The organism is Actinosynnema sp. NPDC023794 (genome assembly GCF_040639675.1).
GTDB classification, from domain to species: domain Bacteria; phylum Actinomycetota; class Actinomycetes; order Mycobacteriales; family Pseudonocardiaceae; genus Actinosynnema; species Actinosynnema luteola.
In genome coordinates, this window is the sequence record NZ_JBFAFR010000010.1 from 83053 (window position 1) to 98479 (window position 15427).

The 15427-nt window shown below is 75.5% G+C and carries 7 protein-coding genes; 2 read left to right on the forward strand and 5 right to left on the reverse strand.

The window, feature by feature from the left end; translation table 11 throughout:
- Positions 1–13: 13 nt before the first annotated feature.
- Together AB0H12_RS21855 and AB0H12_RS21860 are read left to right on the forward strand one after the other, a co-directional pair.
- Positions 14–8920, forward strand: a complete 8907-nt coding sequence (locus tag AB0H12_RS21855; protein WP_499624705.1) for a non-ribosomal peptide synthetase — start codon at positions 14–16, stop codon at positions 8918–8920.
- Entirely contained in the window at positions 8913–10136 is a 1224-nt protein-coding gene (locus tag AB0H12_RS21860) for an MFS transporter (RefSeq protein ID WP_499624706.1), read from the forward strand. The genes AB0H12_RS21855 and AB0H12_RS21860 overlap by 8 nt, the downstream gene beginning before the upstream one ends.
- 111 nt (positions 10137–10247) lie before the next feature.
- On the opposite strand, the gene AB0H12_RS21865 is transcribed toward AB0H12_RS21860, so the two are convergent.
- From AB0H12_RS21865 to AB0H12_RS21885, 5 genes are read right to left on the reverse strand one after another with little or no spacing between them, the layout of a single operon-like run.
- Entirely contained in the window at positions 10248–11315 is a 1068-nt protein-coding gene (locus AB0H12_RS21865; protein ID WP_499624707.1) for a GntG family PLP-dependent aldolase, read from the reverse strand.
- Between the two features lie 14 nt (positions 11316–11329).
- Positions 11330–12532 carry an ATP-grasp domain-containing protein gene (locus AB0H12_RS21870; protein ID WP_499624708.1) on the reverse strand — a complete coding sequence of 401 codons (1203 nt, stop codon included), beginning with the start codon at positions 12530–12532 and terminating at the stop codon, positions 11330–11332.
- Positions 12529–14082 carry an argininosuccinate lyase gene (locus AB0H12_RS21875; RefSeq protein ID WP_499624709.1) on the reverse strand — a complete coding sequence of 518 codons (1554 nt, stop codon included), beginning with the start codon at positions 14080–14082 and terminating at the stop codon, positions 12529–12531. Before AB0H12_RS21875 ends, AB0H12_RS21870 begins: the two co-directional genes overlap by 4 nt.
- Positions 14082–15119, reverse strand: coding sequence for a cysteine synthase family protein (locus tag AB0H12_RS21880; RefSeq protein WP_499624710.1), 1038 nt, complete (start codon positions 15117–15119; stop codon positions 14082–14084). Before AB0H12_RS21880 ends, AB0H12_RS21875 begins: the two co-directional genes overlap by 1 nt.
- Before the next feature lie 3 nt (positions 15120–15122).
- The gene (locus AB0H12_RS21885) at positions 15123–15320 is read right to left on the reverse strand and encodes an MbtH family protein (protein ID WP_499624711.1); all 198 of its coding nucleotides are present in this window, start codon (positions 15318–15320) and stop codon (positions 15123–15125) included.
- Positions 15321–15427: the final 107 nt, after the last annotated feature.

The window sequence follows — 15427 nt, forward strand, 5'->3', positions numbered from 1 at the left end:
GACGGGAACCACGATGACCACCGAAGCAGTGCGGCCGGGCGCGATGAGCACGGCGAAGCAGCGGTTGATCGAGCAGCGGTTGCGCGGCCGTGCGTCGGCCGGCGCACCGGACCGGCCGGAGATCGGCCGGCTCACCGGTGACGGGCCGACCGCCCTCTCCCCGGTGCAGCACGGGATGTGGCTCGCCAACCAACTCCTGACCGACAACGCCGTGTACGGCGTCCAATGGTCCCTGTGGCTGCGCGGTGCGGTGGACCGAAGCGCGTTGGCCGCCGCGTTCGCCGCCCTGGTGCACCGGCACGAGGTGCTGCGCAGCGCCTACCCGGAGGGCGAGGACGGTCCGGTGCAGGTGCTCGGCGACGTGTCGGCGGACCTGCTGCGGGTCGAGGAGCCGCACGACCGCGACGGCGCGCTCGCCCTGGCCGCGGCGCTCGCCCGCGTCCCGTTCGACCTGGCCGCCGGGCCGCTGTTCGGCGCGGTGCTGGTGCCGGTCTCCGGGGACGACGAGGAGCACCTGCTGGTGATCCGGGCGCACCACCTGCTGGTGGACGAGTGGTCCGGAGGCATCCTGGCCCGCGAGCTGACCGCGCTCTACAAGGCGTTCCACACCGGCGGCACGCCCTCGCTCCTCGAGCTGGACGTCCGTTACTCGGACTACGGGCGGTGGCAGGCCGAACGGGTGGCCGGGCCGCTGGGCCGCCGCCAGCTCGACCACTGGCGCGCCGCGCTGGACGGAGCCGCGCCCGTGCTGGAGCTGCCGACCGACCGGGCCCGCGACGTCGCCGACCACCGCGGCGCCACGATCCGAGCCCGGCTCTCCGCCGAGACCTCCGCGGGCGTGCACCGGCTCGCCGCCGCCTCGGGCACGACCGTGTTCAGCACGGTGCTGGCGCTGTTCGCCGGCCTGCTGCACCGCTACACCGGGCAGCCGAGGTTCGCGATCGGCTCCCTGGTCGCGGGCCGGCCGACGCCGCAGACCGAGCCGCTGGTCGGGTTGTTCGCCAACACCGTGGCCATCCCGGTCGACCTGACCGGCGACCCGACCGCGGCCGAGTCGGCGCGCCGGGTGAACCGCTCGGTGCTCGACGCGCTGGCCCACTCCGACGTGCCGTTCGACCAGGTGGTCGCCGACCTGCGGGTGGAGCGCAGCGCCGAGCACAACCCGGTGTTCCAGGTGCTGTTCCAGGCGTTCGAGGCGGGCGCGACGCCGTGGCGGTTCGCCGGGTTGGTGGTCGAGCCGGTCCCGGTGGACGACGGCCACGCCAAGGTCGACCTGACCCTGTTCGCGATCACCAGGCCGGACTGCGTCGAGCTGGTCCTGACCTACGCGCGGGGCCTGTACGAGGACGCGACCGCGCGGCGGCTGCTCGACCACCTGACCGAGCTGATCGGCCGCGCCGTCTCGACGCCCGACCGCCCGCTCGCCGACCTGGACGTGCTCACCCCGGCCGAGCGCGACCGCGCCGTGCGGGGGTGGAACGACACCGAGGCGGTGTTCCCCGACGACGCCACCGTGCACGGGCTGTTCGAGCGGTGGGCCCGGGAGGAGCCCGACCGGGTGGCGGTCCGCGCCGTGGACGGCGGCGCCGTGACGTACCGGGAGCTGGACGAGCGGGCCAACCAGCTCGCGCACCACCTGCGGGCGATGGGCGTCGGCCGGGAGTCCCTGGTGGCGGCGTGCGTCGGCCACTCGACCGAGATGTTCGTGGCGCTGCTGGGCATCCTGAAGGCGGGTGCGGCCTACGTGCCGCTGGACGCCGCCCTGCCCAGCGCCCGGCTGGAGTGGATCCTCACCGACACCGCCGCGCCGATCGTGGTCACCACGGCCGCGCTGCGGTCGGCCGTCCCGGCGGCGTTCGCCGGCCGGTACGTGCTGGTGGACGAGGACTGGCCGGAGATCGACGCCCGACCGCGCAGCGCGCCGCAGCCGCTGTCCGACGCCGGGAACCTGCTCTACGTCATGTACACGTCCGGCTCGACGGGCAAGCCCAAGGGCGTGCTGGTGCCGCACGTCGGCGTGGTCAACTACCTGCACTGGGCGATCACCGGCTACGGCCTGGAGGGCGAGCGGGGCGCGCCGATGCTCGGCTCCATCGCGTTCGACCTGTCGGTACCGAACTTCTGGCTGCCGCTGGTCGGCGGCCGGTGCGTGACGCTGCTGCCGCCGGACCGCAGCCTGGAGACGTTGGCCGGAGTGCTGGCCGAGCCGGGCGACTTTAGCCTGCTCAAGATCACCCCCGGGCACCTGGACGTGCTGCGCGGGATGCTCGACCCGGGTTCGGTGCGGTCCGTGCGCACGTTCGTGGTCGGCGCGGACGAGGTCCGGCCGGAGACCGTGGCGGGCTGGCGGCAGGTCGCGCCGAACGCCCGGATCATCAACGAGTACGGCCCGACCGAGACCGTCGTCGGCTGCTCGGTGCACGTGATCGAGGACGACTTCGACCCGTCGCGGTCGGTGCCCATCGGCAGGCCCATCGACAACATCCGGATGTACGTGCTGGACAGCGGCCTGAACCCGATGCCGGTCGGCGTGGTCGGCGAGCTGTACATAGGCGGCATCGGCGTGGCCCGCGGTTACCTGCACCGGGCCGCGCTGACCGCGGAGAAGTTCGTGCCCGACCCCTTCGGCGCGCCCGGCGACCGGCTGTACCGCACCGGCGACCTGGCCCGCTACCGCCCGGACGGCGAGCTGGACTTCCTGGGGCGCACCGACTTCCAGGTGAAGGTGCGCGGCTACCGCATCGAGCTGGGCGAGGTCGAGGCGCGGTTGGGCCTGCACCCCGGCGTGGTGGACGCGGTGGCCGCGGCGGTCACCGGGGCTGGTGGCCACAAGCGGCTGGTCGGCTACCTGGTCGCGGCGGACCGGACCGCTCCCCCGACGCCGGCCGAGCTGCGCGCGTTCCTGGCCGAGGTGCTGCCGGACTACATGGTGCCGTCGGTGTTCGTCGTGCTCGACCGGATGCCGTTGACCAGTGCGGGCAAGGTGGACCGCACCGCGCTGCCCGCGCCGGGTTCAGCCGCCGCGACCCGCGCCGGGGACGACGCGGCGCGCACTCCCGTGGAGCACCTGCTGGCCGCTGTGTGGCGCGAGGTGCTCGGCCGGTCGGTCGGCGTGCGGGAGAACTTCTTCGAGGTGGGCGGCGATTCGGTGCTCGCGATCCGGGTCGCGGCCCGGGCGCGGCGGGCCGGCCTGGCGATGTCGGTGGGCGCGCTGTTCCGCCACCAGACGATCGCCGAACTGGCGCGCGCGATCGACCCCGGTGATGTGTCGGGAGCCGACCGCGCGGTGGACGAGAACGTTCCGGCGGGTGGTGCGGCGCCGACCGGGCTGGACCCGGTGCCCGGCGCGGCGGCGCTGGCCGAGCTCGGCGCGGTGCACCGGTTGTCGCCGTTGCAGGCCGGGATGCTGCTCAGCGCGGTGGCCGACCCCGAGTCCGGCGACTACCTGGAGCAGTTCGTGCTCACCTTCGACGGCGACCTCGACCACGACGCGATGGCGCGGGCGTGGCGGGCGGTGGCCGATCGGCACGCCGCGCTGCGGACCTCGCTGCACTGGCGCGACCTGCCGCACCCCGTGCAGGTGGTGCACCCGCACGCGGTGCTCGCGGTGGAGCGCCACGACTGGCGGGACCCGCACCCCGAACCACCGGCCGAACGGCTCGCCGGGCTGCTGCGCGCCGAGCGGTCGCGCGGGTTCGCCGAGGACCGGCCGCCGGTGCGGGTGCACCTGGTCCGCGTGGCCGAGCACGCGCACCACGTGGTGTGGGTGCTGCACCACGCCCTGCTGGACGGCTGGAGCATGCCGATCGTGCTGGGCGAGCTGGTCGCCCTCTACCGCGCGTTCTCCGTCGGCGCGCCGGCGCCCGAGCTGCCCGAACCGGTGGACTCGTTGCCCCACCTCGCCTGGCTGGCCGGCCGCGACCGGGCCGAAGAGGCCGCTTACTGGCGCGACGCCCTGGCGGGCTTCACCGAACCGACGCCGATCCCGGCGGTCGGACCCGAACCCGCGACCACGAAGCGGCCGTCGCCGCGCGAAGACCGGGTCGTGCTGTCCGATGAGGACAGTGCGGCGCTGCGCGCGCTGGCCCGTCGCCACCGCGGCACGCTCGGCGGGTTGATGCAGGGCGCGTGGGGTCTGGTGCTGGCCCGCGCGAGCGGTCGGCGCGACGTCGTGTTCGGCACGGTGGTCGCCGGGCGGTCGGCGGACCTGCCCGACCTGGACCGCGCGGTCGGCATGCTGATGAACACCGTGCCGACCCGCGTGCGGTTCGCCCTCGGCGAGACCACCGGCGACTGGCTGCACCGGCTGCGCGCCGAGCAGTGGGCGCTGCGGCCGTTCGAGCACAGCGTGCCGGGCGACGTGCGGCGGCACAGCGGCGTGCCCGCCGGGCGGTCGTTGTTCGACAGCATCGTGGTGTTCGACAACGTCCCCACCGGGCGGGTGGAGCTGTCGGGCGCGGTGCTGAGCGAGGTCGCGCACGACCACGGCCGGTCCGGTCACCCGCTGGTGCTCGACGTCGCGGACCGCGACGCGGTCGAGGTGTCGCTGTTCGCCGACCCGGAGCGGGTGACCGCGGCGGACAGCGCGGCGTTGCTCGCCGAGTACCGCGAGGTGCTGGCCCGGCTGGTGGCCGGGGCGTCGCCGGACGAGGTGCTCGCGTCGTCCGCCGCACCGGTCGTGGCGACCCGGGTCGAGCCGGCACGGGCGCCGGTCGGACCGAGGTCCGCCGAAGCGGAGCGCATCCTCACCGCGATCTGGGCCGACGTGCTCGGCGTGCCCGGCATCGGGCCGCACGACGACTTCGTGGAGTGGGGCGGCGACTCCATCCTCGCCATGCAGGTCGTGGCGCGGGCCCGGGACGCCGGTCTCCTGCTGCGGCCCGGTCACGTGTTCAGCCACCCGACGATCGCCGCGCTGGCCTCCGTGACGAGCGCGGGCGCCACCGGAGCGGCCCGAGCCGACACGACCGGACCCGACGGCGACGTGATGGCGCTGCTGCACGCCCGCTTCGGCGCCGACGCGGTGGCCGACGCCTACCCGCTGTCCGCCCTCCAGACCGGCATCCTGGTGCACTCCATCGGCGAGGACAGCGCGTACGTGCAGGTGTTCGGCTTCCACCTGGACGAGGACCCGGACGCGGCGCGCTGGGAACAGGCCTGGCGACTGGTCGCGCGACGGCACGCCGCGCTGCGCACCGCGTTCGTCTGGCAGGGCCTGGCCGAGCCGCACCAGGTGGTGCTGCGCGCCGAGGACGTGCAATTGTCCGTGCTCGACTGGCGCGGCCTGCCCGCAGCCGTTCGCCCTGACCGCCTCCGCGAGCTGATGACCGCGCAGCAGCGCACGCCGTTCGACCTGTCCGCGGCACCGCCGATGCGGCTCACCCTCATCCGCACCGGCGACCGCAGCGCGGAACTGCTGTGGCGCACGCACCACATCGTGCTGGACGGCTGGAGCGCGACCGCGGTGTTCCGCGAGGCGCACGCGGCGTACCGGGCGCTGCGGGACAGCGGCGCGCCACCGGAGCTGCCCGAACCGACGCCGTACCGCGACTACCTGGCCTGGCTCGCCGGCCGTGACCGCGACGCCGACGCCCGGCACTGGGCGGGCGTGCTCGCCGGGTTCACCGAGCCGACCCCGCTGCCCGCGGCCGATCCGGTCGACGCGGGTCCGGTCGAGGACGAGCAGGCCGGGGACAGCCGGACCGGCAACGGCATCGTGGTCGTCGACGCGCCGGCGGACCTCGTGGCCGCCGTGCACCGGACGACCCGGCGCCACCGCGTCACTGCGGGCGCGCTGGTGCACGCCGCGTGGGCGTTGGTGCTGGGCCACCACAGCGGCCGGTCCGACGTGCTGTTCGGCTCCACCGTGACCGGGCGGTCCGCGCCCGAGGTGCAGGACGTGGTCGGCATGGTGATGAACACCCTGCCGCTGCGGGTACGCCTGGACGGCGCGGTCCCGGTCGGCGGCTGGCTGCGCGGCGTGCACGAGCAGTTGGTGGAGCTGCGCGAGCACGAGCACTGCACGATGACCGAGGTCCGCAGGCAGGCCGGCTTCGCCGACCGGGCACGGCGGCTGTTCGACAGCATCGTGGTGTTCCACAACGAGCGCTACGGCACGCAGGCCCTGCCGTCCGACGTGGCCGCGATCGCGTCCACCGAGGCCCTCGACACCGGCTACCCGCTGGTGCTGGACGCCATCCTGCGCGACGGCCTGCAACTCCAGCTCAACCACCAGCGCGACCGGTACCGCGCGGGAACGGCCCGGCGGTTCGCCGAGGACTGCCTGGCGGTGCTGCGGGCCCTGGTCGCCGAGGACGAGCGGACCTTGGGCGAGTTGCCCGCCCTGCTCGCCCCGAGCGCGCCGGACACCGCGCCCGCCGTGGTGACGACCGCGCCCGCCGGGTTCCTGCCGCCGCGCAGCGGCCGGGAGCAGACGATGGCCGACATCTGGGCCGACGTGCTCGGCGTGGACCGGGTCGGCGTGCACGACAACCTGTTCGACCTCGGCGGCGACTCGGTGTTGGCGATCCGGATCGTGTCCCGGGCGCGGCAGGCGGGGATCCCGATCAGCCCGCGCCGCCTGATGGACCACCCGACGATCGCCGGCCTCGCCGTGGACGACCTGGACGCGCGGGCCGCCGTGGCGGTGCACGCGGACCAGGGCGTGATCACCGGGCCGGTGGCGCCGACCCCGGTCCAGCGCTGGTTCACCGAACTGGACTGGCCGCACGACCACTACAACCAGAGCGCCCTGCTGGCCGCCGACGAACGCCTCGACCCCGACGTGCTGCGGTCCGCGCTGGCGGTGCTCGTCGGGCACCACGACGCGCTGCGGCTGCGGCTCACCCGCGGTGAGCACGGCTGGGAGCAGCGGCTCGCCGACGTGACCGACGCACCCGAGGTGCGGGTGGTCGCCGACGACGGGCTGGCCGACGCGGCGGACGAGGCCCACCGCGGGCTGAGCCTCGCCGACGGTCCGCTGCTGCGGGCGGTGCTGTGCCGCGGGGAGGGCGGTGACCGGCTGCTGCTGGTGATCCACCACCTGGCCGTGGACACCGTGTCGTGGGGCATCCTGCTCGACGACCTCACCACCGCCTACCGGCGGCTGCGCGACGGCGAACCGGCCGCCCTGCCGGCCAAGACCACGTCGGTGCAGCACTGGGCGTCCAAGCTGGCCGCGCACGCCACCGGCGACGAGTTCGCGGGCGAGGCCGCGTACTGGCGAGGGCTGGACTTCGCCGCCGCCGCCGGCCTGCCGGTCGACCACGTGGCCGGCGACCACACCGAGGGATCTGCGGTCGAGTTCACCACCAGCGTGCCTGCCGGGCTGGTGACCGGCTCGCCGCACCGGGTGGAAGACCTGCTGCTGGCCTCGGTGTCCCGCGCACTGGCCGACTGGACGGGACGGCGGACCGCCCTGGTCGACGTCGAGCGCCACGGCCGTGAGCCGCTGTTCGCCGACGTGGACCTGTCCCGCACGGTCGGCTGGTTCACCGCCGTGCAGCCGGTGCTGGTGGAGCTGACGGGCGACGCCGCGACCGACCTGGCCGTGGTCGCCGAGCAGTTGCGCGGCGTGCCCGACCACGGCATCGGCTACGGGCTGTCCGGCGGGCGCCAGGCCGCGCAGCTCGTGCTGAACTACCACGGTCGGCACACCGGGGGGACGCGCGAGTTCCTGCGGCCGGTCGACGGGCCGACCGGGGTGGCGCGCTCGCCCGAGGGCGTGCGGCCGTACCTGCTCGAAGTGGACGCCGCGCTGGACGCGGACGGCCTGCACGTGACGTGGAAGTCCTCCACCGCCCGGCACGACGGGACGACCGTGCGCCGCCTCGCCGACGCGGTGCTCGACCACCTGCGGCTGCTGGCGGCCCTGCCGGCGCCCCCGGCCGACCCGGTGGCGACCCGGGTGTTCCCGGGCGCGCCGGTCCTGCTGGTGCCCGCCGCCCGCCGGGCGCTGCCCGGCCTGAGCGCCGCCGTGGTGGTCGGCGGCGAACCGGTGCGGGCGTTCGCGCACGGCGTGCTGCGTCGCGGCGAGTCCGCCCCGGTCACGCCCGGCACGGTGTTCCAGGCGGGTTCGGCGAGCAAGCAGGTCGCCGCGCTGACCGCGCTCCGGCTGGTCGACGCGGGGCTGGTCGAGCTGGACGCACCGGCCGACGCGTACCTGCGCGGCTGGCGGGTCGGGTCGCCGGTGACCGTGCGGCAACTGCTCGACCACACCGGTGGGCTGACGTTCCACGACTACTCGGGCTACCCGCCGGACGGTCCGGTGCCGCCGCTCTCGGAGGTGCTGTCCGGTTCCGCGCGGGTCACCACGCCCGCGGTGCGCGCCGAGCTGCCGCCCGGCGAGCGGTACCGCTACTCGGGCAGCCACTACACCGTGCTCCAGCAGCTCGTCGAGGACGTCGCCGGCACGTCGTTCGCCGTGGCGGCCCGCGACCTGGTGCTCGCCCCGCTCGGGCTGCGCGCCAGCGGCTACGGGGCGGAGTTCGTGGCCGGCCGGGCCGACGTGGCCACCGGGCACCGGGCGACCGGCGAGGCGTACCCCCGCGGGTGGCGGGTGCTGCCCGAACACGCGGCGGCCGGGTTGTGGACCACCGCGACCGACCTGGCCCGGATCACGCTCGAGGTGCACCGGGCCGCGCACGGCCGGTCGTCGCTGCTGCCGGCCGCGCTCGGCGGGCAGATGGGCACGCCGGGCATGGGTTCCGGCTACGGGCTCGGCGTGTTCGTGTTCCGCCTCGGCGGCCGTACCCGCATCGGGCACGGCGGCGAGACGCCGGGCTACAAGTGCTTGACCACGTTCGACTGGGAGACGGAGGCGGGTCTGGTGGTCATGACCAACGGCGACGTGGGACGCGAGTTCCTGCGCGAGGTGCACGCCGAGATGGGCGTCGCGGACTTGGAGATCATCCATGACTAGCGTGCTGCGCGACCGCGTGGTCCGGCTCTACCTGGTCGGCCAGTCGTTGTCCGGGCTCGGCGACTCGGCGCTGTGGCTGGCGCTCGCCATCTGGGTGAAGACGCTGACCGGCAGTTCGGCGGAGGCCGGGCTGGTGATGTTCTTCTTCTCCGCCGCCGCGCTGGCCGCGCCCGTGCTCGGCGCGGTGGTGGACCGGGTGCGCCGGTCCCGGCTCCTGGTGGCGGCGAACCTGGTGGGCGCGGCGGTGGTGCTGCCGCTGCTGCTGGTGGACGGCGCCGAGGACGTGTGGCTCGTCTACGTGGTGATGTTCGCCTACGGCGTGGTGAACAAGGTGATCGGGTCGGCGCAGTCCGCGCTGATCGCCGACGTGCTGCCCGCCGACCGGCTGGCCGAGGCCAACGGGTTGCTGCGCTCGACCAGGGAGGCGCTGCGGATCGTCGCGCCCCTGGTCGGGGCTGGGCTGTTCGTCTGGCTCGGCGCGCCCGCGGTGATCGTGCTGGACGCGCTGACCTTCCTCGCCGCGGTGGCGTTCCTGTTGCGGATGCGGGTGCGGGAGGAGCGGCCGGAGCCCAGCGGCCGGGCGTTCGGGGCGGACATCGCGCAGGGCGTCCGGTACGTGGCCGACCACCGCGTGATGCGCTGGCTGGTGCTCGGGTTCGGGGTGGCCGCGCTGGCGTACGGGTTCGGCGAGTCGGGCATCTTCTCGGCCATCGGCGACGGGCTCGGCCTCGACCCGGCGTTCGTCGGCATCACGGGCGTGGTGCAGGGCGCGGCGGCGGTGCTGATCGGGCCGTTCGCGGGCCGGCTCAACCGACGCCTCGGCGAGCTGCGGCTGGTGCGGCTCGGCCTCGCCGGGTACGCGGCGAGCCTGGTGCTGCTGGCCGTGCCGTCGCTGCCGGTGGTGCTGGTGTCGATGGCGGTCGCCGGGGTCTGCCTGCCGCTGGCGGGCGTGGGTCTGATCACCTACCTGCAGACGAACACGCCGAAGAACCTCCAGGGCCGGGTGTTCTCCGCGGCCGACCTGGCGGTGTCCGCGCCGTTGGCGCTGTCGGTCGCGCTGGGCAGCGGCCTGCTCACCGTGCTGGGCTACCAACTGCTGTTCGCGGTGGGCGCGGTGCTCCTGCTGGCGGGGGCCGCCCTCACCCTGCGGGCGTCGGCGCGGCAGGCGCCGGTGGTGGTCGGCGAACCGCCCGTGCCGGTGGGCACGAAGGGCTGACGGGCAGCGGGCCGACTCGGTGGCGCACGGCGGCCGGCGGCTCGCACCCGACAACACGACAGCGAAGAGGCCGGTGGTCCGCGGACCACCGGCCTCTTCGCGGGTGCGCGGTCAGACCGCGACGGGCGAGTGCTCCCGCACGATCGCCGCGATGGTGGACACCGCGCGCGACACGTCGGCGGCGTCCACACCGCGGTGGGTGACGGCGCGGAGCGTGCCACGACCCAGCTCGGCCAGTCGGACGCCGTCCCGCGCGGCCAGCTCGATGAGCGCGGCGTGCGGCAGCGACGCCCCGAGCAGCCGGAACCGGACCATGTTGGTGCGCACCCGGACCGGGTCGACCTCGACGTCGGGCACGGCGGCCAGGCCCTCGGCCAGCGCACGGGCATTGGCGTGGTCCTCGGCCAGCCGGTCGATCCCGGTGTCGAGCGCGACCAGGCCGGCCGCCGCGAGCACGCCCGCCTGCCGCATCCCGCCGCCGAGCATCTTGCGGAGCCTGCGGACGGCGGCCACGAAGTCCGCCGAGCCCACCACCACCGACCCGATCGGCGCCGACAGCCCCTTGGACAGGCAGAACTGCACCGAGTCGGCCCGCCGGACCAGCTCCGCCGGCTTCACGCCGAGCGCGACGGCGGCGTTGAAGATCCGCGCGCCGTCCAGGTGGAACTTCATCCCGTGCGCGGTGGCGAAGTCGGCGACGGTCGCCAGTTCCGCGGCGGTCAGCGCGACCCCGCCCGCCCGGTTGGCCGTGTTCTCCACGCACACCACCGCCGGCACCGCGAACTGCGGGTCGTCGGCGTCCTCCGGCAGCGCGGCGAGCAGGGAGTCCGGCCGCGGACGGCCGTGCTCGTCGGTCTCGACCGGGTGCAGCGCGAGCCCGCCGAGCACGGAGACGCCGTGGGCCTCGTAGGCGTAGATGTCCGAGTCCCGGGCGGCCAGCACACCCGTGCCGCGCGGCGCGTGGGCCATGATCGCGGCGAGGTTGGCCATGGTGCCGCTGGGCAGCAGGCAGGCGGCCTGCTTGCCGAGCAGGTCCGCCGACCGCTCCTCCAGCCGGGCCACGGTCGGGTCCTCGCCGTAGACGTCGTCGCCCAGCGGCGCGCCGACCATCGCGGCCAGCATCGCCGGGGTCGGGGTGGTGAAGGTGTCGCTGCGCAGCTCCACGATCGAACTCGGCATGGCGCGTCCTCTCCTCAACGGGTGGCCGGCACCGTGATCGGTGCGGTCGCGATCCGGATGCGCGCGTGCGCCGATTCCGCCCGCGCGATGGCCTGCGCCGCCGTCGCGCCCACGGCGATGACGTGGCCACGGCGGTCGGTGAAGCTGTGGTCGGGGGTCAGCCGCTCCCCCGGTGTCGCCGTGCACACGGCTTCGGTCACGCCCGGAGCGCGGCGCGCGTCGTCCACACCGGACACCGAGGTCACCATGCCCGCGGGCGGCACCAGGAAGCGGATCGAGGCGTGAGCCGGGGCCGTGGGCGCCGACGCGGACGGCGGTGTCAGGCCGGCGGCGTGGGCGACCACCTCCGCGACCAGGTCCCGTCCCGACGCGTGCCGCACGAGGCGCGGGATGAGGCCGCCCGCCAGCCGCGGGTTGACCTCGATCAGCCACGGTCGGCCGCCCGCCCAGCGGAACTCGACGTGCGCGGTGCCGTCCGGCAGGCCGCACGCGTCCAGCGCCGCCAGCGCGGCCGAGCCCAGCGCGACCGTCGTCGACCGGGGCACGGGCGCGGGGAAGTCGTGCCCGTGCTCGACGAAGTGCGGCTTCGGCCCGAGGTGCTTGGCGGTCACGCCGACGAGCTCGCCGGCCACCACCTCCACCGAGAACTCGGGACCGGTGATCTCCCGCTCCACCAGCACCTCCGCCGCGCCGTCGGCGAACAGCCGGGCGGCCCAGCGCCCGGCCTCCTCGGGATCGGCGCACGCGCGGACACCGCACGAGCCCGAACCGCGGCCCGGTTTGACCACCACCGGGCCGAACGCGCGGGCCGCCGCGACCGCTTCGGCGGGCGTCCGGCACCCGGCGAAGTCCGGCGCACCGAGGTGGCTCAACCGCTCCCGGGCGGCCACCTTGTCGCGGCAGACGGCGATCCCGTCCGGGTCGACGCCGGGCAGCCCCAGGTCCCGGGCCACGGCAGCCGCCACGCCGATGAAGTACTCGCTGCTGCTGGTGACACCGCGCAACCCCGGCAACGCCGCGCACGCGGTCCGCACGGCGTCGGGTGAGCCGGTGTCCACCAGCAGCACGTCCAGGTCCAGCTCGGCCGCGTACGGGTAGTGCCGCTCCCCCTTGGTGAGCAGCACCGGGCGCAGGCCGAGCCGTCCGGCGGCCACCGCGAAGTCGCGGCCGGTGCCGGTGGTGTTGCTCTCCACCAGCGCCAACCGACCCGCGCTCACCGCCCCTCCCCGGCGACCAACGCGCGCACCGCGGCCGACCGCTCGTCGGCCGCGGCCCGCACCCGGGCCGCCCAGCCCCGCGCGTCCCGCACCCGGTCCCGCCAGTCGGCCAGCAGCCGCGCGTGGGCCCGGTCGAACGAGCGCGGGCCGGGCCCGCCGCCGAAGTCGGTCGCCGCGCACACCGCGGCGGGGTCCAACCCGGTGAGCACCGCGCCCAGGTCCACCGGGAAGCCCTCGTCGCGCAGGACCCGGTCCAGGTCGGCCGAGGCCGCCACCATCGCGGACCCGGACACCGGACCGCCGCCCGCCAGCCCGGTGATCAGCCGGCCGACCGCGCGGTGCGCGACCCGGAACGGCACCCCGGCGGCGACCAGGCGGTTGGCCAGCGCGGTCGCCACCGTGCCGCCGCGATCGGCGTCGGCGAGCATCGCGTCCGCCCTCGGCCGCGCGCCGGCCACGACGGACAGCGCGAGCCCGAGCACGTCGACGAGCTGCCCGAGCGCGGGCCAGATCGGCGCGACTGCGTCCGTGGTCGCCTCCACCGAGTTGCCGAACGGCACCGCGCGCGTGACGCTCGCCGCCGCCGTCCACGCGCCGATCAGCGCGCCGGCGCCGCCCTTGATGTGCTCCAGCAGGAACGGGTTGCGCTTCTGCGGCATGGCGGAGCTGGAGCCGACCAGGCTGTCGGGGAAGTCGACCAGGCCGAACTCGGGCGTGCTCCACAGCTGGAGGTCGGCGGCCAGCCGGGACAGCGTCAGCCCGGCCAGCGCGCCCGCCGACAGCAGCCGGACCAGCCCGTCGCGGGAGGCGACGGAGTAGCCCGCGTGCTCCACCGGCTCGTCGAACCCGAGCAGCCGCGCGGTGTGCGCCGGGTCGACCGGCACGTCGGTGCCCGCGCCCGCCGCCGCGCCCAGCGGGCACCGGCGCAGCGACCGGGCGGCGTGCCACACGCCGGTGATGTCCTCGTCCAGCGCCTCCGCGATGCCCAGCAGGTACCAGCCGTAGCTGACCGGCACGGCGGGCTGGTACTGGCTGAACGCGGGCATCACCGTGGTCCGGTGCCGCCGTGCGGCGGCCAGCAGCACGGCCTGGAGCCGCAGCAACCCGCTCAGCACCGCGGCCACCTGCTCACGGGCCCGCAACTGGTGCACCGTGGCCTTCAGGTCGTTGCGCGAGCGCCCGGTGTGCAGGACGCCGCCGACGGCGGGGCCGAGCAGCCCGATCAGGTGCTCCTCGTACAGCAGGTACGCCCCGCGCGCCGCGGGCCGTCCGCGCAGCGGCGCGAACCCGTCGCCGCGCAGCCGGTCGATCTCGACCAGCAGCGCGGCGGCTGACGCCGGCGCGATCAGCCCGCGGGCGGCGAGCATGAGCAGGTGCGCCTGGTCGATCGTGCTGACCCAGGGCAGTTCGGCGTCGATCCCGGCGTCCGCGGTGGCGCCGAACACGATGCGCGAGCTGCGCGCGCCGAGCCGGCCGACCACCCGTCCGGTGTCCACCCGCCCGGTGTCCACCGCGGAGGGCGGTGGCGCGACGGCCAGTGGCACGTCCATCACGCCACTCCCGCCAGGTCCGCGCCGACGACCTCGGCCAGCGAACGTCGTCCCCACAGCAGTCGGGACCAGCCGTCCACCCCGTCCGCGGCCGTGCCCACGGTCACCGGCCGGCCGCCGGGAGCGTCGGCGGACCAGCCGCCCGCCGTCAGCCACGCGTCGTCGTACACCGTGTCGAGGTAGCGGAACCCCTCGTCGGGCAGCACCACGACGGTCAGCGCGTCCGGGTTGCGCGCCGCCCACCACGCGCCGGCCAGGTAGGACGCGCCGCTGGTCGGCCCCATGAACAGGGCGTGCCTGCGGTGCAGGTCCCTGGTGGCGGCGTAGGCACGGCCCGCGTCGACCCAGTGCACCTCGTCGAACTGCCGGTGGTCCAGGTTCGCGGGCACCAGGCTGTTGCCCAGCCCGCGCAGCGCCCGCAGCCCGTCGGGCTGGCCGAACAGCACGCTGCGGTGGGTGTCCACGCCGATGGCCCGCAGGTCCGGGTACGCCTCGCGCAGCGCGCTCGCCGTGCCGCACATCGAGCCGCCCGACCCGACCGGGCCGACCAGGCAGTCCACCTGGCCGAGCTGGTCGGCGAGCAGGTCGGCCACCAGCGCGTAGGACGCCGGGTTGGCCGGGTTGGTGTACTGCTCGGGGCAGAACGCCGACGGCAGCGCGGCCATCAGCTCCGCCACCCTGGCCAGCCGAGTCGCCTGGTAGCCGCCGCCGGGCGCGCGTTCGCGGACGATGTCCACGGTCGCGCCGAGGTCTTCCAGCCTGCGTTGCAGGGGCGCGTCGATCACCGGGTCGCTGACCAGCACCAGCGGCCGGTCGGTGATCGCGCACTCCATGGCCAGCGCGAGCCCGAACGTGCCGGAGGTGGTCTCCACGACCGTCGCGCCCGCCTCCAGCAGGCCCTGGTCGGCCGCCTGCCGCATGATGTGCCGCGCGGGCACCATCTTCATCAGCCGGTAGGCCAACGCGTAGAGGTTGTCCGTCAGGCGCACCACCACGGGGATGCGGTACGCCTCGACCACGTCGCCGAACGCGGGCACGGCTCAGCCACCGGACCGCGTGCGCAGGCTGAGCGGGCGCATGTCGGTCCACACCCGCTCGATGTGCCCCAGGCACTCCTCGCGGGTGCCCGCCGCGCCGCCGTCGCGCCAGCCGGCCGGGACGTCCCGACCGGCCGGCCAGATCGAGTACTGCTCCTCGTGGTTCACCACGACCTTGAAGGTCGCCTCGCTGTCGGACACGGTCTCCGCCTCTCGCCGTCGTGCCGGGGACACCAGGTTCCGACGGCGGTTTACCGCGGTCCTATCCCGCCGCTATCGCCCGGCCGGCGTCGATCGGCCACCGATGC

Coding starts and splice junctions, on each gene's coding strand:
- AB0H12_RS21855 (WP_499624705.1), top strand. CDS start 14: ATGACCACCGAAGCAGTGCGGCCGGGCGCGATGAGCACGGCGAAGCAG.
- AB0H12_RS21860 (WP_499624706.1), top strand. CDS start 8,913: ATGACTAGCGTGCTGCGCGACCGCGTGGTCCGGCTCTACCTGGTCGGC.
- AB0H12_RS21865 (WP_499624707.1), bottom strand. CDS start 11,315: ATGCCGAGTTCGATCGTGGAGCTGCGCAGCGACACCTTCACCACCCCG.
- AB0H12_RS21875 (WP_499624709.1), bottom strand. CDS start 14,082: ATGGACGTGCCACTGGCCGTCGCGCCACCGCCCTCCGCGGTGGACACC.